At 70.3% G+C, this 18,607-nt stretch carries 16 protein-coding genes; 15 read left to right on the forward strand and 1 reads right to left on the reverse strand.

From position 1 onward, the window contains the following. The first annotated feature begins 5 nt into the window (after positions 1-5). The 15 genes from ftsW (at position 6) to LUM46_RS12520 (ending at position 17,118) form a co-directional block, all read left to right on the forward strand. Entirely contained in the window at positions 6-1,238 is a 1,233-nt protein-coding gene (ftsW, locus tag LUM46_RS12450) for a putative lipid II flippase FtsW (protein ID WP_274994390.1), read from the forward strand. 114 nt (positions 1,239-1,352) lie between these two features. Next, a complete protein-coding gene (gene murG, locus LUM46_RS12455) occupies positions 1,353-2,516 on the forward strand; it encodes an undecaprenyldiphospho-muramoylpentapeptide beta-N-acetylglucosaminyltransferase (RefSeq protein ID WP_374726932.1) in 1,164 nt (387 codons plus the stop codon). Next, on the forward strand, positions 2,513-4,024 hold the full coding sequence (murC, locus tag LUM46_RS12460) for a UDP-N-acetylmuramate--L-alanine ligase (RefSeq protein ID WP_274994282.1): 1,512 nt from the start codon (positions 2,513-2,515) through the stop codon (positions 4,022-4,024). The genes murG and murC overlap by 4 nt, the downstream gene beginning before the upstream one ends. Continuing rightward, positions 4,024-5,085, forward strand: coding sequence for a cell division protein FtsQ/DivIB (locus tag LUM46_RS12465; protein WP_274994283.1), 1,062 nt, complete (start codon positions 4,024-4,026; stop codon positions 5,083-5,085). Before murC ends, LUM46_RS12465 begins: the two co-directional genes overlap by 1 nt. 295 nt (positions 5,086-5,380) lie before the next feature. Beyond that, the gene (ftsZ, locus tag LUM46_RS12470; RefSeq protein WP_274994285.1) at positions 5,381-6,730 is read left to right on the forward strand and encodes a cell division protein FtsZ; all 1,350 of its coding nucleotides are present in this window, start codon (positions 5,381-5,383) and stop codon (positions 6,728-6,730) included. 37 nt (positions 6,731-6,767) lie between these two features. Continuing rightward, positions 6,768-7,559: a peptidoglycan editing factor PgeF gene (gene pgeF, locus LUM46_RS12475; RefSeq protein ID WP_274994287.1), complete on the forward strand. Its 792-nt coding sequence runs from the start codon at positions 6,768-6,770 to the stop codon at positions 7,557-7,559. Between the two features lie 267 nt (positions 7,560-7,826). After that, complete coding sequence (locus tag LUM46_RS12480) at positions 7,827-8,297, forward strand: cell division protein SepF (protein ID WP_274994289.1); 471 nt, start codon at positions 7,827-7,829, stop codon at positions 8,295-8,297. A 179-nt stretch (positions 8,298-8,476) separates the two neighbouring features. Beyond that, a complete protein-coding gene (locus LUM46_RS12485; protein ID WP_374726931.1) occupies positions 8,477-8,758 on the forward strand; it encodes a YggT family protein in 282 nt (93 codons plus the stop codon). Between the two features lie 263 nt (positions 8,759-9,021). After that, a complete protein-coding gene (locus LUM46_RS12490; protein ID WP_274994292.1) occupies positions 9,022-9,666 on the forward strand; it encodes a DivIVA domain-containing protein in 645 nt (214 codons plus the stop codon). A 181-nt stretch (positions 9,667-9,847) separates the two neighbouring features. Beyond that, complete coding sequence (locus LUM46_RS12495) at positions 9,848-10,315, forward strand: TraR/DksA family transcriptional regulator (RefSeq protein WP_274994294.1); 468 nt, start codon at positions 9,848-9,850, stop codon at positions 10,313-10,315. Between the two features lie 295 nt (positions 10,316-10,610). Then, a complete protein-coding gene (locus LUM46_RS12500; protein ID WP_274994295.1) occupies positions 10,611-11,138 on the forward strand; it encodes a hypothetical protein in 528 nt (175 codons plus the stop codon). A 233-nt stretch (positions 11,139-11,371) separates the two neighbouring features. Then, positions 11,372-12,064 carry a signal peptidase II gene (locus LUM46_RS12505; protein ID WP_274994297.1) on the forward strand — a complete coding sequence of 231 codons (693 nt, stop codon included), beginning with the start codon at positions 11,372-11,374 and terminating at the stop codon, positions 12,062-12,064. After that, on the forward strand, positions 12,064-12,993 hold the full coding sequence (locus tag LUM46_RS12510) for an RluA family pseudouridine synthase (RefSeq protein WP_274994299.1): 930 nt from the start codon (positions 12,064-12,066) through the stop codon (positions 12,991-12,993). Before LUM46_RS12505 ends, LUM46_RS12510 begins: the two co-directional genes overlap by 1 nt. 61 nt (positions 12,994-13,054) lie before the next feature. Next, a complete protein-coding gene (gene dnaE / locus LUM46_RS12515; protein WP_274994301.1) occupies positions 13,055-16,606 on the forward strand; it encodes a DNA polymerase III subunit alpha in 3,552 nt (1,183 codons plus the stop codon). Then, entirely contained in the window at positions 16,603-17,118 is a 516-nt protein-coding gene (locus LUM46_RS12520) for an NUDIX hydrolase (protein WP_274994303.1), read from the forward strand. Before dnaE ends, LUM46_RS12520 begins: the two co-directional genes overlap by 4 nt. Before the next feature lie 156 nt (positions 17,119-17,274). Here the strand turns inward: LUM46_RS12520 and hisD are convergent, their stop codons facing one another. Then, positions 17,275-18,600, reverse strand: a complete 1,326-nt coding sequence (gene hisD, locus LUM46_RS12525) for a histidinol dehydrogenase (protein ID WP_274994305.1) — start codon at positions 18,598-18,600, stop codon at positions 17,275-17,277. Positions 18,601-18,607 lie beyond the last annotated feature (7 nt).

The raw sequence follows: 18,607 nt of genomic DNA on the forward strand, positions 1-18,607 counted from the left end.
CAGGGATGGCCACGACGGGAACGAGCCGGAGGGCTCCTGCGCGTTCCTGGCTGGGCCAGTGGAACTCGGACGTCTCCAGCTACTACCTCCTGGTGGGCACCACCGGTCTGCTGACCGTGATCGGTCTGATCATGGTGCTGTCCAGCTCGACGGTGACGTCGATCGCCGCGGACCAGTCGCCGTACGCGGCCTTCCTGGTCCAGGCGCAGTACGCGCTGATGGGCCTGCCCGTGCTCCTGGTCGCCGCGCACCTGCCGGTCCGTTGGTACAAGCGGCTCGCGCTGCCCGGGCTCGCCGTCGCGATGGTGCTGCTCGTCGCGGTGATCTTCATGGGGGAGATCGCCAACGGCCAGCAGAACTGGCTGGTGTTCGGACCGGTGCGTTTCCAGCCGTCCGAGCTCGCCAAGCTCGCTCTCGCCATCTGGCTCGGTACGGTGCTCGGTCGCAAGCAGGCCCTGCTGGGCAGCTGGTCGCACGCGATCCTGCCGGCCGTGCCGGGCGCGGTGGTGGTCCTCGGCCTGGTGCTCGGCGGAGGCGACCTCGGTACGGCGCTCGTGATGGGCCTCCTGGTGGCCGGCGCCTTCTTCGTGGCCGGCGTGCCCATGTCCCTCATGACGCTCGGCGGCGCGCTGGGAGCCTTCGTGGTCGGGTACGTGTTCATCCTGCAGCAGGACGGCGGCGACCGGCTGCGGCGGATCGTGGCCACCTACGGCGCCGAGTGCGACAAGTCCTCCGACTGCTACCAGTCCCTGCACGGCCTGTTCGGGCTGGGCACCGGCGGGCTGTGGGGAGTGGGCCTGGGCGCGAGCCGCGAGAAGTGGAACTACCTGCCCGAGGCGCACAACGACTTCATCTTCGCCGTGATCGGCGAGGAGCTCGGGCTGTTCGGCACGGTGCTGGTGCTGGCGCTGTTCGCCGTGCTCGGCCTCGCGATGAGCCGCGTGATCCGGCGGCACACCGACCCGTTCGTCAAGGTCGCCACCGCCGCCGTCGCCTGCTGGATCGTGGGCCAGGCCTTCGTGAACATCGGCGTGGTGATCGGCGTGCTGCCGGTGATCGGCGTGCCGCTCCCGCTGGTGTCCGCGGGCGGGTCCGCGCTCATCACGACGATGGCGGCGCTCGGGATGGTGATCTCGTTCGCCCGGACCGAGCCAGGGGCTGCCAAGGCACTGGCTGCACGCGGTAGCGTCGTGCGCAAGTCACTGGCTGTGCTGGGCGGCGCGGTTCGTAGACGGTAGAAATGTGCACGGTGGCTCCAGCTGTGGACGAGTTCCGGCACCTCGGGTCTCGCACGGCGGAGCGCTGCGCACCGACCCGCCCGGGCCGTTCGTCCGGGCGACGACGAGAAGGTGATGATGAGCTCAGCAGTTGTGTCGGTGGTGCTCGCCGGTGGCGGTAGCGCGGGACACGTGAACCCCCTGCTCGCGGTGGCGGACGAGGTACGGCGTCGGGAGCCCGGTGCGCGCGTGCTCGCGCTCGGCACCACGACCGGCCTGGAGGCCGAGCTCGTGCCGGCCCGCGGCTACGAGCTGCGGCCCATCCCGCGCGTGCCGCTGCCGCGGCGTCCCAGCCCGGACCTGCTGCGGCTGCCGGGCAGGCTGGCGGCCGCGGTGAGGTCGGCGGAGGAGGCGATCGACGAGATCGACGCGCAGGCCGTGATCGGTTTCGGCGGGTACGTGGCGACGCCCGCCTACCTCGCGGCCCGGCGCAAGGGCGTGCCGATCGTGATCCACGAGCAGAACGCGCGGCCCGGCCTGGCCAACCGCCTGGGCGCCCGGTGGGCGGCCCGCGTGGGCCTCACCTTCCCCGGCACACCGCTGCGCGGGGGCGTCCTCACGGGTCTGCCGCTGCGGCAGGCGATCGCGGCGCTCGTGCAGGAGCGCGAGGCCGACGCCGCGGGCGCCCGCGCCCGTGCCGCCGCAGAGCTGGGCCTCGACCCGGCGCTGCCGACCCTCGTCGTGACGGGTGGCTCCCTGGGCGCGGTGAACCTGAACCGCGCGGTGTCCGGTGTCGCCGCCCAGATCCTCGCCGCCGGGGCGCAGGTGCTGCACCTGACGGGCAAGGGCAAGGGTGACGAGGTGCGCGCGACGCTCGCGGCCGTCCCCGCGCTCGACGACCGGCGCTACCAGGTCCGCGAGTACCTGGAGCAGATGGAGCTCGCCTACGCGGTCGCCGACCTGGTGGTCTGCCGCTCCGGCGCCGGCTCCGTGGCCGAGCAGGCCGCGCTCGGTATCCCTGCGGTCTACGTGCCGCTGCCCATCGGCAACGGCGAGCAGCGGCTGAACGCCGCGCCGCTGGTCGGGGCGGGCGGCGGTCTGCTGGTGGACGACGCGGACCTGACGCCCGACTGGGTGTCGCGAGAAGTTCCTACGCTGCTCGCGGACCGTGAGCGGCTCGGTGTCATGGCGAAGGCCGCGCGGTCGGCCGGCACCACCGACGGCGCCGCACGTGTCGTCGATCTCGTCGAGCAAGCCGTACGGTCAGCAGGTACCGACACCACGGAGGTCAGGTCATGAGCACCACGGTCACGGATCAGATGACAGATCAGGTCGCGAAGCTCGGACGCGTCCACATGATCGGCATAGGCGGGGCCGGCATGTCCGTCGTGGCCCGCCTGCTCGCCGGGCGCGGCGTGCCCGTGCAGGGCTCGGACGCCGCAGAATCGGAGACGCTGGAGGCCTTGCGGGCCGAGGGCGTCAAGGTGTGGGTCGGTCACGATCCGGCCCACCTCACGGGGGTGGACTCCGTGGTGATCTCGAGCGCCGTGCACGAGGACAACCCGGAGCTGGCCGCTGCCCGCGCCCGCCGCCTGAACGTGCTGCACCGCTCGCAGGCGCTGGCCGCGCTGATGGAGGGACAGCGCGGCATCGCCGTCGCCGGCGCGCACGGCAAGACGACGACGTCGGCCATGATCGCGACGATCCTGCGCGAGGCGGGCCTCGACCCGTCGTACGCGATCGGCAGCACCGTCCGTACCGCCAACGGGTCGACACCGGGTGGTCACCTGGGGACGTCCGACGTGCTCGTGGCCGAGGCCGACGAGTCGGACGGCTCGTTCCTGAACTACACGCCGACCATCGCGGTGGTGACGAACGTCGAGGCGGACCACCTGGACCACTACGGCACCCCGGAGGCCTTCAACGGCGCGTTCATCCGGTTCGCGCGCCGCCTGGTGTCCGACGGCTGGCTCATCGCCTGCGCCGACGACGAGGGCTCGCTCTCCGTGGGGGCCACGATCTGCGCCACGGGCGGCCACGTCATCACCTATGGCACGAACGACACGGCGCGGGTGCGCGTCACCGACATCTCGACGACGCCCGAGGGCACCACCGCGGTGCTGCGCGGCGACATCCTGGGCACCAACGAGCAGGTGGCCGACGGCGCCGGCGTGTCCGGCAACGTGCCGGGCATCCCGATGCGGCTCTCGGTCCCGGGCAAGCACAACGTGCTCAACGCGACCGCCGCCGTGATCGCCGCGGTGAAGCTGGGTGTGTCGCCCGAGCAGGCGGTCGCCGGCGTCGGCGCGTTCGTCGGCACGGGCCGCCGCTTCGAGGAGAAGGGCATCGCCGACGGCGTCCGCGTGATCGACGACTACGCCCACCACCCCACGGAGGTCCGGGTCATCCTGACGGCCGCGCGCGAGATCGCGGACGGCGGTCGCGTGCTCATCCTGTTCCAGCCGCACCTGTACTCGCGCACCAAGACCTTCGCCGAGAGCTTCGCCAAGGAGCTGTCGGCCGCCGACGAGGTGGTGGTCACGGACATCTACGGGGCCCGCGAGGAGCGCGACCCGTCGGTCACCGCGAACACGATCGTCGACCTGATGGCCGACCACGGCGCCGCCTACGCGGTGCCGGACCGGCTGGACGCCGCGCACGCGATCACCGACCTCGCCCGGCCGGGCGACGTGGTGCTCACGGTCGGCGCCGGTGACGTGACGCAGCTCGGGCCGGCCGTCCTGGCGCGCCTGAACGGCCGCGTCGCCACGGGCTCGGCCGCTGCACCGGGGCTGGGCGAGGACTGATGCGACCGCCCGCGCGTCCTCGCGCCGCGGGCACGGCACGGCCGCGCCCCGCAGGTGAGGGCTCGGTACAGCAGGGAAAGAACGGCCAGGAGGCCCCGGGCGCTACCGCCCGGGGCGCCAAGGGCCAGGGCCCGGCGCAGGAGCCCGCTCAGCGGGCCACCGCGCCGGCCCGGCCCGGTCGCACGACGTCCGGTGCGCAGGCTCCGGGTAGGCGGCAGCCGGCGTCGCAGCCGGTGCCGCAGGGCACGGCCCCGCCGAGGACCTCGGCGAGCCGCCCGGACACGGCTCGCACGTCGCCGTCGGGCACCCGGCACGACGTGGTGTCGGACCAGCTGGCCGACCGTCTCGCCGAGCGCACGGCGATGGCCCGCTACCGGGTGTGGCGCCGGATCGGCTGGACCGCCCTGACACTGGCGGTCGCCGCGGGGCTGGTGTGGGCGACGTTCTTCTCGCCGCTGCTCGCGCTCGACCCGGAGCAGGTCCGGGTCGCCGGGCAGGGCACCACCGTCGACGTCGGGCAGGTGCGCGAGACGGTGACGGACCAGGCGGGCGTGCCGCTGCCCCGGATCGACACCGTCGGCCTGCGCGAGGAGATCCTCGCGATGAACGCCGTCAAGGACGTGGAGATCACGCGCGCCTGGCCCGACGGTCTGACGGTGCGGCTCACCTCCCGGGAACCGGTCGCCGCAGTCCCGCAGCAGGGTGACGTGTACGCCCTGATGGACGCGGAGGGCGTGCGGGTCGGCACGGCGGAGGACGTGCCCGACAACCTGCCGTCGATCGTCGTCTCGCTGGCCGAGGGCGAGGCCGGCCGGCGGGCCATGAACGCGGCGCTGGAGGTGCTGGGCGCCCTGCCGCAGAAGCTTGCGGGCGACATCCAGACGGTCAGCGCCGCGACGCAGGACGACGTGCGGACCACGCTGTCGGACGGTCGCGTGATCCGGTGGGGGAGCGGGGCGCAGGTCGAGCTCAAGACCAAGGTCGCGCAGACCCTGCTGCGCGCGGAGCCGTCGGCGACGACCATCGACGTGTCGTCACCCGACCTGCCGGTCACGCGCTGACCGCCGCCTGTCGGTCCCGCCCTCGGGCGGGGGGACGGTCCCGGGGGTCGCGCGTGTGATGTCGCTGGTCGGGCGTCCGGGACGGATGCCGCCCTGCCGCGCCTGAAAATGACATCCGTGTGATTTCTCGCGTGCATCGTTGCGCGACACGCGCAACGATGTCTTCGACACAGTTCGACGCCGCACTTACCGTCGAACTCAGCAGCAACCTGACATAACTCTAACCCTCTACCTCAACCTGAGACTTCGGGAGGGACGAGAGTCGGGACTCGGGACCCGATCGAAAGGCGACGACGTGGCAACTCCGCAGAACTACCTGGCAGTAATCAAGGTGGTCGGTATCGGCGGCGGTGGTGTGAACGCCGTCAACCGCATGATCGAGGTCGGCCTCAAGGGCGTCGAGTTCATCGCGATCAACACGGACGCACAGGCACTCCTGATGTCGGACGCCGACGTCAAGCTCGACGTCGGACGTGAGCTCACGCGCGGCCTCGGTGCCGGCGCGGACCCTGAGGTCGGCAAGAAGGCGGCCGAGGACCACGCCGAGGAGATCGAGGACGTCCTGCGCGGCGCCGACATGGTCTTCGTCACGGCGGGCGAGGGCGGCGGCACCGGCACCGGCGGCGCTCCCGTCGTAGCACGCATCGCGCGCTCGCTCGGCGCGCTGACGGTCGGCGTCGTGACGCGGCCGTTCACGTTCGAGGGCCGGCGCCGTGCGGTGCAGGCCGAGAGCGGCATCGAGAACCTCCGCGACGAGGTCGACACGCTGATCGTGATCCCGAACGACCGGCTCCTGTCGATGTCGGACCGGAACGTGTCGGCCATCGCGGCGTTCCACTCGGCCGACCAGGTGCTGCACTCCGGTGTGCAGGGCATCACCGATCTCATCACCACGCCCGGCCTGATCAACCTGGACTTCGCGGACGTGAAGTCGGTCATGCAGGGTGCGGGCTCCGCGCTCATGGGCATCGGCTCGGCACGGGGCGAGGACCGCGCGGTGCAGGCGGCCGAGCTGGCGATCTCGTCGCCGCTGCTCGAGGCCTCGATCGACGGCGCGCACGGCGTGCTGCTGTCGATCCAGGGTGGCAGCGACCTCGGTCTCTTCGAGGTGCACGAGGCCGCGCGCCTGGTGCAGGAGGCCGCGCACCCGGAGGCCAACATCATCTTCGGTACGGTCATCGACGACGCGCTCGGCGACGAGGTGCGGGTCACCGTCATCGCCGCGGGCTTCGACGGCGGCCTGCCCAAGGAGCGCAAGGACAACCGGGCCCTCGGTCAGGTGGCCGGAGCGGTGGCGAGCCCCGCGGCGACGCGGAGCCCCGCGACGGCGCCGGTGCCGCTGCCCGACGTCTCCGACGCGGCGCGCCGCGCACCGGAGCACCACAGCGGGAACGGCATGCCCCCGTCGGTCCCGCCGGCGCACCAGCAGCCGTCCCCGGTCTCCACGCTGCCTCGCGTGATCGACGACGAGGGTTCGGACGACGTGCCGCGCACGCTGGACGAGCCGGCCGTCGTGGTGCAGGGCTCGTTCAACCGGCAGGACGTCTCGCGCGAGCAGGGCGAGCGCGTGGAGGTCCCGCCGCTGTACGACGAGAACCCGCGCCGGACCTCCGAGGACCTGGACGTCCCCGACTTCCTGAAGTGACCGGACCCGCGATCGTCCGCCGGGTACTCTCGCACACGTGAGCGACACCCGGACTCTTGCAGGCGTGCACCCCGTCGATCTCGGCGACGGGGTGCACGCCTTTTTCACGGCCGGCACGGGCGGTGTCTCGCCCGCCCCCTGGTCGCCGTCGGACGGCGGCGGGCTGAACCTCGGCCTCAACGTGTCCGACGACGCGGCGCGGGTGGCGGTCAACCGGTCACTGGTGGCTGAGCGGCTCGGTGCGCCGGTGGCCTTCGCCACACAGGTGCACGGCGACGTGGTGCTGGAGCTCGGGCCGGCCGAGCGCGTCGCGTGGGCCGCGCACCGGCCACCCGCGTCGGCGGGGGAGGGCGACGCCCTGGTCACCGCGGAACGCGGGCTGGGGCTCGGGGTCCTCGTCGCCGACTGCGTACCCGTGCTGCTGGCCGACCCGGAGGCACGCGTCGTCGCGGTCGCGCACGCAGGGCGCAAGGGCGTGCTGACCGGTGTGGTGCACCGGGCCCTCGACGCGCTGGTCGCGCGCGGTGCCGACCCGGCACGCGTGCGCGCCGCGGTCGGTCCGGCGGTGTGCGGGCGGTGCTACGAGGTGCCCGGCGCGATGCGCGACGAGGTGGCCGCCGTGGTGCCGGAGACCCGTGCGACGACCAGCGAGGGTACACCCGGCCTGGACCTGCCCGCGGGAGTGGTCGCGCAGCTCGCCGTGCGCGGCGTGGCGGCGACGCGGGTCGAGCGGTGCACGCTCGAGGATGCGAGCCTGTTCTCGCACCGTCGGGCCAGCGGTGTCGGTACCACAACCGGCCGCCAAGCCGGAATCATCGCGCTCATTTGACGTCAGCGCCCGGATAGTCCTTCCGCGACACGCCGACAGCAACGCGCTGACCTGCAAAATCACACGGATGTCGTTTTTAGCGAGCAATCGCTGAACAACTTTGGCAAAGTTGTTCGTGGCACGGCGTGTCGCACTTCCGGGTCGGATAGCGCCGGGCTACTTTTGTCAAGGCGACCTCGATCAGGGGTCAAGGTCGGACCTGTTGTACGGGCCCGCTGGACACCGAGGCAGAAGGACGCACAGCAGGCGACGAACGGAGAATGAGCGATGGCCGGAGCGCTTCGCAAGACCATGCTGTATCTGGGCCTCGCCGACGATCAGGGCGAGCAGGAGTACCTCGACGACTACGACGAGGGCCTGGAGGAAAACGTGGAGGATCACCGGCACGCACAGGTCACGCCGCTGCACCGCGATGGTGTGCCGCGTGAGGCCCTGTCCTCCTCGGACCTGCGCCGCATCACGACGGTGCACCCCCGGTCGTACAACGACGCACGGAATATCGGCGAGGCTTTCCGCGCCGGCACTCCCGTCATCATGAACCTCTCCGACATGGACGACGCCGACGCCAAGCGCCTGGTCGACTTCTCCGCCGGCCTGATCTTCGGTCTGCACGGCTCGATCGAGCGAGTGACCAACAAGGTCTTCCTGCTCTCGCCCGAGCACGTGGAGATCGCTGCTGAGGAGCAGGTTGCCACCGAGAAGCCGAACGGACGCGGCGGCTTCTACAACCAGAGCTGAGTCCGGCACGCCAGGACGACGCAACACAGGACGATGTATGAGGGGCGGTCGCTGCGGCGGCCGCCCCTCACGCGTGTCCGGCCGTTCGCAGCCGTCCGCCTGTTCGTGACCGGACTCGCGCGGCACCCACACCAGGCACTTCCCGCTGTACCTTGCCGGAACAGGTTAGGTTGTCCCTTGTGATCTGGGACTTCATCGGCTTCGTGCTGTGGCTCTTCCTGCTGTTCCTCATCGGACGGCTCATCTTCGACTGGGTGCAGTTCTTTGCCCGGGACTGGCGACCCCGTGGTGTGCTGCTCGTGATCGCCGAGGCGATCTACACCGTCACGGACCCGCCTCTGCGGTTCCTGCGCCGCCTGATCCCGCCGTTGCGGCTGGGCCAGGTGCAGCTGGATCTCGCGTTCATCGTGCTGTTCTTCGGCGTCTCGCTGCTCTCGTCGCTCATCGGAGGTATCGGGTAGGCGAGTCGGCCTCGTGGTGAATCTGTGCTGGTTCGGAGCGACCCGGCCGGCACCGGGGCGTCGGTCCCGCGGAAACATTGACCGGGGCATGGATGGAGCCTGGGGTGACACGGCACACTCTGTGAGGAAATCGTGCCCGGGGGTGCTCCCGGTGTCCCACGCCGATGTCGTCCGCTACCGTGGGTTTCGACGGAGGGCGCGCGGCTGGGCAGCGCCGACGTCCGAGTTCTGCGTTCCTACGTTCTAACTTTCGAGGTGACACGATGGCACTGCTTACTGCAGAGGACATCCTCAACAAGAAGTTCTCCGCGACGAAGTTCCGCGAGGGCTACGACGTCGAGGAGGTCGACGACTTCCTCGACGAGGTCGTGCGGACCCTGACCAACGTCCAGGAGGAGAACGAGGGCCTCCGGCAGAAGGTCGCCGCCGCCGAGCGGCGTATCGCCGAGCTCTCGCGGAACGAGGCCGCCGGCCCCGCCCGCGCACAGGCCGCTCCGGTCGCTGCCCCGGTCATGCCGACCGGCCCCGCCGCCGGCCCCAAGGGCAACGGCCCCGAGCCGGAGTCGGCGACCGGGATGCTCCAGCTGGCCCAGAAGCTGCACGACGACTACGTGCGCTCCGGCCAGGAAGAGGGCGACCGGCTCATCAGCGAGGCCAAGACCGAAGGTGCGCGTATCGTGCGCGACGCCGAGGAGACCTCGCACCGCACGCTCTCCCAGCTCGAGCAGGAGCGTTCGCTCCTGGAGCGCAAGATCGACGAGCTGCGTCTGTTCGAGCGTGACTACCGCACCCGGCTGAAGAGCTTCCTGCAGAACCTGCTCGGTGACCTCGACGCCCGGGGCTCTGCTCTTCCGCCGCGCAACAACCAGCAGTCCGGCCGCCCGGCCGAGATGGCACAGGGCATCTGACAGCAGTTTCCATCGAGCACGGCGGCCGGGCGTCCCCACCTCACGCCCGGCCGCCGTGCGCGACGAGCCAGTCGCATCCATGATTGGGGCACGCCACGTCGGCGTGCCCCGTTGTGCGTCCGGCCGCTTGTGCTTACGCTTCGTGGACTTGACCACCGGGGGCGATCGTGAAGGGGAACCCATGACCAAGATCTCGACCGCGACGCGAACCGCGATCAAGCAAGAGTTCCCGAACCTGACGCGTGACGTGAAGAAGTTCCCCGTCCGCGAAGGTGAAGAACCCTGGACCGCACGTGAGGTCGAAGAGCTGGCCGCGCTGCTGCTCGAGGACAAGGAGCGGCTGGAGCGCGAGCTGGAAGCGGCTGACCGCGAGCTGTCGGACCTTCTGCGGAACTCCGGGGACGGGGCGGGCGACGACCAGGCCGACTACGGCTCGAGCGCCCTGGAACGCGAACAGGAGCTCACGCTCGTCAACAACATGCGTGACCTCCTGGACCAGACGAACCATGCGATCGACCGCATCCGTAAGGGCACGTACGCCACGTGCGAGCTCACCGACCTGCCGATCGGCAAGGCGCGGCTCCAGGCCTTCCCGAGGGCGACGCTGTCGGTCGAGGCCAAGGCGCGCGAGGAGCGTCGCGGGGCCTGACCGGCTTCCGCTCTGAACCCCGCGGCTGACCTCATCGAAAATCCGATATCAAGACTGTGATGTCTGGCTTACGGGTATTCCTGGCGTAATGCCGCGGGGTTCGGTCCTGGAATGTCGCCTTTTACTCGGTGCGCGCCTCGATGCGTTCGAATTGACAGGGTGAAATTCTCGCCGGATGCTCGTCGAGATGAATCACACACGTGTGGTTCATCGCTATTTCGTCTGAGCTATTCGAGGGGGATACACAATGATCCGAGGATTCCGTGCAACCTGCCGTGCAGGGGCAGCCGTAGTCATGTCGGCCGGTCTGGTCGTCGGCGCGGCAACGGGTGCGAGCGCACTGGTGACGGGCGACGAGCCGATCAGCGCGCCGGCCGCCGGCAGCGCGACGGAGGTGGCCGACGGCGCTGCCGCTGCGGCCGACGTGCTCGGCACCGCGAGCCCGCTGGGTGTCGTGGGTACGGACGGCGCGCTGGACGTGCTCGAGGGCTACGGCACCTCGGAGCTGCCCGCGGGCGTCGACGGTGCGATGGTCCCCGAGGAGGTCGCCACCACCGGTGAGGTCGTCGAGATCGAGAGCGACGGCAGCTTCAACGCGCTGAACGACGTCTGTGTCGCTCCCTGGTACTGGGAGGGTCCGGGCAACGTGGGCAGCACCGCCAACGTGACCGACTACCAGGCCTGCAACGACGGTGACTACGAGCTCGGTGGCGACGGTTCGGTCAACGTCCTGAACAACGTGTGCGTCGCGCCGTGGCACTGGGACGGCCCGCTGAACCTGTTCAACACGGGTAACGTCACGAAGTACGCGGCCTGCAACTGACGCTTTCGTCAATTGACTGCTGTCGTGCGGTGACGCGACGGTAGTGCTGCACCAGGCGAGGCCCTTTCCCGGATATCGGGAAAGGGCCTCGCTGCATGTGTCGGACCGTGCCGCTCTCTTGATGAGCAATCAATGGCGGGATGGCGCGGAGAACGTCACCGGCACGGCCGTACGCCGCCCGGCCTCCGGGCGCGCGGGCCCGCGCGCGTCCGCGGCATGGGACACTTTGCCTGATGTCTACTCCCGCTGAACCCTCCGCCGTGGCCGGCGGCGAGACGGATCCCGCAGCAGCCACGCCCCCGTCGTCGGGCAGCCGTGTGCTGGTCGTCTGGACCGTCGTCCTCGCGGCCTTCGTCCTGGCCGCCGACCAGCTGACCAAGTGGTGGGCCGAGTCCGCGCTCACCGTGGGTGGTGAGCCGATCCCGCTCGTCGGCGAGCTGCTGCAGCTGCGTCTGATCTACAACCCGGGTGCGGCTCTCTCGATCGCCTCGGGCTACACCTGGATCCTGACCATCGTCGTGACGGTCGTCGTGGTGTTCATCATCCGGGCGATCGGGCGCCTGGGCTCGCGTGGCTGGGCCGTCGCGCTGGGCCTGCTGCTCGGTGGCGCCGTCGGCAACCTCGTGGACCGCCTGGTGCGGGAGCCCGGGTTCGCGCGCGGCCACGTCGTGGACTTCATCGACTACGCGGGCTTCTTCGTCGGCAACGTCGCCGACATCGCCGTCGTCTCGGCAGCCGTGCTGATCGCGCTGCTGTCCCTGCGAGGCATCGGCCTGGACGGCAAGCGCCACACGGACGAGAAGTCCGGCGACCAGCTCGACGACGAGCCCGGCGACCAGCTCGCCGACAAGCCCGGCGAGAAGCCAGGCGACGAGCCCGGCGACGAGCCCGGCGGGCGGCCGGCCGGCCAGGGCGACCCCGCCTGATGGCGCTCCGCACGCTGCCCGTCCCCGACGGGCTGGCAGGTGACCGTGTCGATGCCGCGCTGGCACGCATGCTCGGGCTCTCGCGGACCCGTGCGGCCGAGCTCGCCGAGGCGGGTGCCGTGCGTCTCGACGGGCGTCAGGTGCGCAAGTCGGACCGGGTGCTGCCCGGCGGCTGGATCGAGGTGGACCTGCCCGAGGAGCGGCCCGCCGTCGAGGTGGTGGCGGAGCCCGTGCCCGGCATGGGCATCGTGTACGACGACGACGACCTGGTGGTCATCGACAAGCCGGTCGGCGTGGCGGCGCACCCGTCGCCGGGCTGGACCGGGCCCACGGTGGTCGGGGCGCTCGTCGCGGCGGGCTACCGCGTGTCGACGTCGGGCGCGGCGGAGCGGCAGGGCATCGTGCACCGGCTCGACGTCGGCACGTCGGGACTGATGGTGGTTGCGAAGTCCGAGCTCGCCTACACCGGCCTGAAGCGCGCCTTCAAGGAGCGCACCGTCGACAAGATCTACCACGCCCTGGCACAGGGGCACCCGGACCCGACGTCGGGCACGATCGACGCCCCCATCGGGCGCCACCCCAGCTCGGACTGGAAGTTCGCCGTGACCGCCGAGGGCAAGCCGTCGGTGACGCACTACGAGACGCTCGAGATGCTGTCGGCGGCGTCGCTGCTGGAGGTGCGCCTGGAGACCGGGCGCACCCACCAGATCCGCGTGCACCTCGCCGCGCTGCGCCATCCGCTCGTGGGCGACCTGACCTACGGTGCGGACCCCGTGCTGGCCTCCAAGGTAGGTCTGACGCGCCAGTGGCTGCACGCGCACCGGCTGGGGTTCGAGCACCCTACGACCGGGCGGCGGGTCGAGGTCGAGTCCGGCTACCCGGCCGACCTCGCGGCCGCTCTCGAGGTCGTGCGGGGCGCGTACACGTGATGTGAGCTTCCGCTCGGCGTTGCTGGGCGAGAGTGTCGGTGGCTCGTTTTAGACTCGCCGCATGCCCACCGCCACCGCTGCCAAGAGCGACGACTTCGTCCACCTCCACGTCCACACCGAGTTCTCGATGCTGGACGGCGCGGCGAGGATCGGCGACCTCATGGAGGAGGTCGGGCGGCAGGGCCAGAAGGCCATCGCGACGACCGACCACGGGTACCTGTTCGGCGCGCACGAGTTCTGGGCACAGGCGCAGAAGGCCGGTATCAAGCCGATCATCGGCGTCGAGGCGTACGTCACGCCGGGTACCAGCCGGTTCGACCAGACGCGCGTGCGCTACGGCGAGGCGGGCCAGGAGTCGGACGACGTCTCGGCGCGCGGTGCGTACACCCACATGACGTTGCTGAGCAAGAACAACACCGGCATGCACAACCTGTTCCGGGCGTCATCGCTGGCCTCTCTGGAAGGCCAGATGGGCAAGTGGCCGCGCATGGACAGGGACCTGCTGGAGAAGTACTCCGACGGACTCATCGCGACGACCGGCTGCCCGTCGAGCGAGATCCAGGTGCGGCTGCGGCTGGGCCAGTGGGACGAGGCGGTCCGGCAGGCGGGCGAGCTGCAGGAGATCTTCGGCAAGGAGAACTACTTCGTCGAGCTGATGGACCACGGGCTCGACATCGAGACCCGCGTGACCAAGCAGCTCATCGAGCTGAGCAAGACGATCGGCGCGCCGCTCGTGGCCACCAACGACCTGCACTACGTGCGCGAGGAGGACGCGACCAGCCAGGAAGCACTGCTCGCGATCAACTCCGGATCCACCCTGGACGACCCGAACCGGTTCCGGTTCGGCGGCACCGGCTACTACGTGAAGTCGGCCGCCGAGATGCGGCAGATCTTCAAGGAGCTCCCTGAGGCGTGCGACAACACCCTGCTCATCGCCGAGCAGTGCGAGGTCTCGTTCAACGACAAGGCCAACTACATGCCGCGCTTCCCCGTGCCCGAGGGGGAGGACGAGATCTCGTGGTTCATCAAGGAGGTCGAGGCAGGACTGCTCCGCCGGTACCCGAACGGGTACTCGGACGAGGTGCGCAAGCAGGCGGACTACGAGGTCGAGGTCATCATCCAGATGGGCTTCCCTGGGTACTTCCTCGTGGTCGCCGACTTCATCAACTGGTCGAAGCAGCAGGGCATCCGCGTGGGACCGGGCCGCGGTTCCGCCGCCGGGTCGATGGTGTCGTACCTGATGGGCATCACCGAGCTGGACCCGCTGGTGCACGGCCTCATCTTCGAGCGGTTCCTGAACCCCGAGCGCGTCTCCATGCCTGACGTCGACGTGGACTTCGACGAGCGCCGGCGCGGTGAGGCCATCCGGTACGTCACGGAGAAGTACGGCGACGACCGCGTGGCGATGATCGTCACCTACGGCACCATCAAGGCCAAGCAGGCGGTCAAGGACTCCGCACGCCTGCTCGGGTTCCCCTTCGCGATGGGGGAGAAGCTCACCAAGGCGATGCCGCCTGCCGTCATGGGCAAGGACATCCCGCTGTCGGGCATCTTCGACCCGAAGCACGAGCGGTACTCGGAGGCGTCGGAGTTCCGCCAGGTGCACGACACCGACCCCGAGGCGCAGCGGGTCGTCGAGCTCGCGCGCGGTATCGAGGGCCTGAAGCGGCAGTGGGGCGTGCACGCGGCCGGCGTCATCATGTCGAGCGACCCGCTGATCGACATCATCCCGATCATGAAGCGCCCGCAGGACGGCGCGATCATCACGCAGTTCGACTACCCGACGTCCGAGGGCCTCGGCCTCATCAAGATGGACTTCCTGGGGCTGCGTAACCTCACGATCCTCGACGACGCGCTCGAGAACATCGTGATGAACGGCAAGGACCCGGTCGACATCGAGCACGTCGAGCTCGACGACAAGGCCACCTACGAGCTGCTCGCCAGCGGCAACACGCTCGGCGTGTTCCAGCTCGACGGAGGGGCCATGCGCTCCCTGCTGCGGCAGATGCGGCCCGACAGCTTCGAGGACGTCTCCGCCGTCATCGCCCTGTACCGGCCCGGGCCGATGGGCATGAACTCGCACATCAACTATGCGCTGCGCAAGAACGGGCAGCAGAAGATCGAGGCGATCCACCCGGCTGTCGAAGAGCCGTTCGCGGAGATCTTGGACGAGACGTACGGCCTGATCGTCTACCAGGAGCAGGTGCAGCGCGCCGCCCAGATCATGGCCGGTTACTCGCTGGGCCAGGCCGACCTGCTGCGCCGGGCCATGGGGAAGAAGAAGCCAGAGGTGCTGGCCAAGGAGTACGTCAACTTCGAGAAGGGCGCCAAGGACAAGGGATACAAGCCCGACGCGATCAAGGCGGTCTGGGACACGCTGGTCCCGTTCGCCGGGTACGCGTTCAACAAGGCGCACTCCGCCGGCTACGGCCTCGTTGCGTACTGGACCGCCTACCTCAAGGCGAACTACCCGGCCGAGTACATGGCCGGACTGCTCCAGTCGGTGGGCGACAACAAGGACAAGATGGCGCTCTACCTCAACGAGTGCCGTCGCATGGGCATCACGGTGCTCCCGCCGGACGTCAACGACTCGTCGGCGAAGTTCACGGCCGTCGGGGGAGACATCCGCTTCGGCCTCACCGGCGTGCGGAACGTGGGCCGCAACGTCGTGGACGCGATCGTGGCGGCCCGTGAGGAGAAGGGCGTCTACACGTCGTTCCAGGACTTCCTCGACAAGGTGCCCGCGCCGGTCTGCAACAAGCGCACCATCGAGTCGCTCATCAAGGCAGGGGCGTTCGACTCGCTCGGGCACACGCGGCGCTCGCTGCTCGTGGTGCACGAGCAGGCCGTCGACTCCGTGATCAGCGTCAAGCGCAAGGAAGCGGAGGGTCAGTTCGACCTCTTCGCCGACTTCGGCGGCGGGGGCGACGACGACGCCGGCATGGGCTTCTCCATCGAGGTCCCGGACCTGCCCGACTGGGAGAAGAAGCAGAAGCTGCAGTTCGAGCGGGAGATGCTCGGCCTGTACGTGAGCGACCACCCGCTGTCCGGGCTGGAGCACGTGCTCCAACGGGCAGCCGACACGTCGATCGCCTCGCTGATCACCGACGAGCACCGGCCGGACAACTCAGTGGTGACCGTCGCGGGCCTGCTCACCTCGGTACAGCGCAAGATGAGCAAGAACGGCAACCCGTGGGCCGCGGTGACCGTGGAGGACCTGGAGGGCGCCGTCGAGGTCATGTTCTTCGGCGAGACCTACCTTGCGTACTCGACGATGCTCGCGGAGGACCAGGTGGTGGTGCTGCGCGGCAAGGTGCGGCGCCGGGACGAGTCGATGTCGCTCCAGGCCATGGAGGTCGCGCTGCCCGACATCACCGTCGGGTCGGACTCGCCGCTGGCCGTCACCGTGCCGCACAGCCGGGCCGTCGAGCCCGTCATCGTGCGGCTGCGGGAGGTGCTGGCGACGCACCCGGGATCGGCCGAGGTGCACGTCGTCGTGGCCGAGCCGGGCAAGAAGACCCTGGTGCGGGCCTCCGACAGCCTGCGTGTGGAGAAGTCGCCCGCCCTCTTCGGTGATCTGAAGGCGCTGCTCGGGCAGGGCTGCCTCTCGTGACCGAGGCCGGGGACGTCGGGACCGACCGCTACCGCGAGGCCGATCACGACCGTTTCGCGCTTGTGCCCGCTGCCTACGTCTTCTTCCGGCGGGAGGGCCAGGTGCTGCTCCAGCTACGACAGGGCACCGGCTACCGCGACGGGTACTGGGCCTGCGCGGCGGCCGGTCACGTCGAGGAGGGCGAGTCGGTGATCGACACCGCGGTGCGCGAGGCCCACGAGGAGCTCGGCGTGGTCGTGGCGCCGGAGGACGTGCGGCCGCTGACCGTCCTGCACCGCGGCGAGCCGGGCGGACCCGCCATCGAGCAGCGCGTCGACTTCATGTTCGAGGTCACCCGGTGGACCGGTACGCCGTCGATCCAGGAGCCCGAGAAGGCTGCCGACCTGGCGTGGTTCCCGTTCGTGGCGCTCCCGGAGCCGCTCGTCCCGCACGAGGCGGTGGTGCTGCGGGCAGTGCACGACGCCGGCCGGCACGGCACCGAGATGCCGCGCCTGCTGACGTACGGCTTCTGACCGGCCCCCAAGGTGCCCGTGCCCTCGTACGGGGCCCGGTTTGCTCCTCCCACCGTCTCTTCGAGGTCTAAGTTTCTCCGTTCTGAAACGGTTCAGAGCGGAGAAACCTAGACCTCGAAGAGGTGGGGCAGCGGTCGAACGGCTCCTCGCGGACCGTCAGTGGAACCTGCCCCGGACCGCCTCGCCGTGCGCGGGCAGGTCCTCGTCGTTGGCGATGGCGACGATGCGGTCGGCGAGCTCCTCGAGGGCGTCCCGCGTGTACTCGACCTGCTGCACCGACTTCAGGAAGCTGTGCACGCCCAGGCCGCTCGCGAAGTGCGCGGTGCCTCCGGTCGGCAGCACGTGGTTGGACCCGGCCATGTAGTCGCCCAGCGACACCGGCGACCACGGTCCGACGAAGATCGCACCGGCGCTGTGCACACGTGAGGCGACCCGGGCGGCGTCGGCCGTCTGGATCTCGAGGTGCTCCGCGCCGTAGGCGTTGACGACGGCCACACCGGCGTCGATGTCGTCCACCAGGACGACCGCGGACTGAGGGCCGTCGAGGGCACGCGCCACGCGGGTGGAGTGCTTGGTGGCCGACGCGAGGTCCAGAACCCGCGCCTCGACCGCGGACGCCAGCTCGACCGAGTCGGTGACCAGCACGGACGCGGCCATCGGGTCGTGCTCGGCCTGGCTGATCAGATCGAGGGCCACGTGCCCGGGGTCGGCGCTGCTGTCGGCGAGGACGGCGATCTCGGTGGGTCCGGCCTCGGCGTCGATCCCGACGATGCCGCGCACGAGCCGCTTCGCCGCGGCGACGTAGACGTTGCCGGGGCCGGTGATCACGTCGACGGGTTCGCACAGCGTCTCGCCGTCCTGCGGCTCGCTCCCGGCGACGCCGTACGCGAACATCGCCACCGCCTGTGCGCCGCCGACCGCGTAGACCTCGTCCACGCCCAGGAGCGCGCACGCGGCGAGGATCGTCGGGTGCGGCAAGCCACCGTTGTCCTTCTGCGGCGGTGAGGCGACGGCGAGGCCGGGCACGCCCGCCTCCTGCGCCGCGACGACGTTCATCACGACCGACGACGGGTACACCGCCAGCCCGCCCGGCGCATAGAGGCCGACCCGCTGGACCGGAATCCAGCGCTGCCGCACGACGGCGCCCGGCGCGAGGTCGGTCACGTGGTCGGCGGGGAGCTGCTCGGCGTGCGTCCGGCGGACACGGCGGATCGACTCCTCCAGGGCGCGACGCACCAGCGGCGTCAGGCTGTCAAGAGCATCCGTCAGCGCGGTGGTGGGCACCCGCAGGTGCTCCGGCGCGATCCCGTCGAACCGCAGACCGATCTCACGCAACGCAGCCGCGCCGCCCTCGCGGACCTGGCGCAGCAACGGCTCGACCACATGGACGGCCTCGTCCACTCCGGCCTCGGCACGGGGTAGGACGTCGAGGAGGGCGCGCCGGCCGAGTGGTCGGCCGCGTAGGTCGATGCGTTGGATCACCTGACCA

Origin of the sequence: Promicromonospora iranensis, assembly GCF_028994805.1 — a bacterium.
GTDB classification, from domain to species: domain Bacteria; phylum Actinomycetota; class Actinomycetes; order Actinomycetales; family Cellulomonadaceae; genus Promicromonospora; species Promicromonospora iranensis.

Excerpts from the sequence above, each read along its gene's own strand:
- ftsW (WP_274994390.1), top strand. The coding sequence starts at position 6 with ATGGCCACGACGGGAACGAGCCGGAGGGCTCCTGCGCGTTCCTGGCTG.
- murG (WP_374726932.1), top strand. The coding sequence starts at position 1,353 with ATGATGAGCTCAGCAGTTGTGTCGGTGGTGCTCGCCGGTGGCGGTAGC.
- murC (WP_274994282.1), top strand. The coding sequence starts at position 2,513 with ATGAGCACCACGGTCACGGATCAGATGACAGATCAGGTCGCGAAGCTC.
- LUM46_RS12465 (WP_274994283.1), top strand. The coding sequence starts at position 4,024 with ATGCGACCGCCCGCGCGTCCTCGCGCCGCGGGCACGGCACGGCCGCGC.
- LUM46_RS12480 (WP_274994289.1), top strand. The coding sequence starts at position 7,827 with ATGGCCGGAGCGCTTCGCAAGACCATGCTGTATCTGGGCCTCGCCGAC.
- LUM46_RS12490 (WP_274994292.1), top strand. The coding sequence starts at position 9,022 with ATGGCACTGCTTACTGCAGAGGACATCCTCAACAAGAAGTTCTCCGCG.
- LUM46_RS12495 (WP_274994294.1), top strand. The coding sequence starts at position 9,848 with ATGACCAAGATCTCGACCGCGACGCGAACCGCGATCAAGCAAGAGTTC.
- LUM46_RS12500 (WP_274994295.1), top strand. The coding sequence starts at position 10,611 with ATGTCGGCCGGTCTGGTCGTCGGCGCGGCAACGGGTGCGAGCGCACTG.
- LUM46_RS12505 (WP_274994297.1), top strand. The coding sequence starts at position 11,372 with ATGTCTACTCCCGCTGAACCCTCCGCCGTGGCCGGCGGCGAGACGGAT.
- LUM46_RS12510 (WP_274994299.1), top strand. The coding sequence starts at position 12,064 with ATGGCGCTCCGCACGCTGCCCGTCCCCGACGGGCTGGCAGGTGACCGT.
- dnaE (WP_274994301.1), top strand. The coding sequence starts at position 13,055 with ATGCCCACCGCCACCGCTGCCAAGAGCGACGACTTCGTCCACCTCCAC.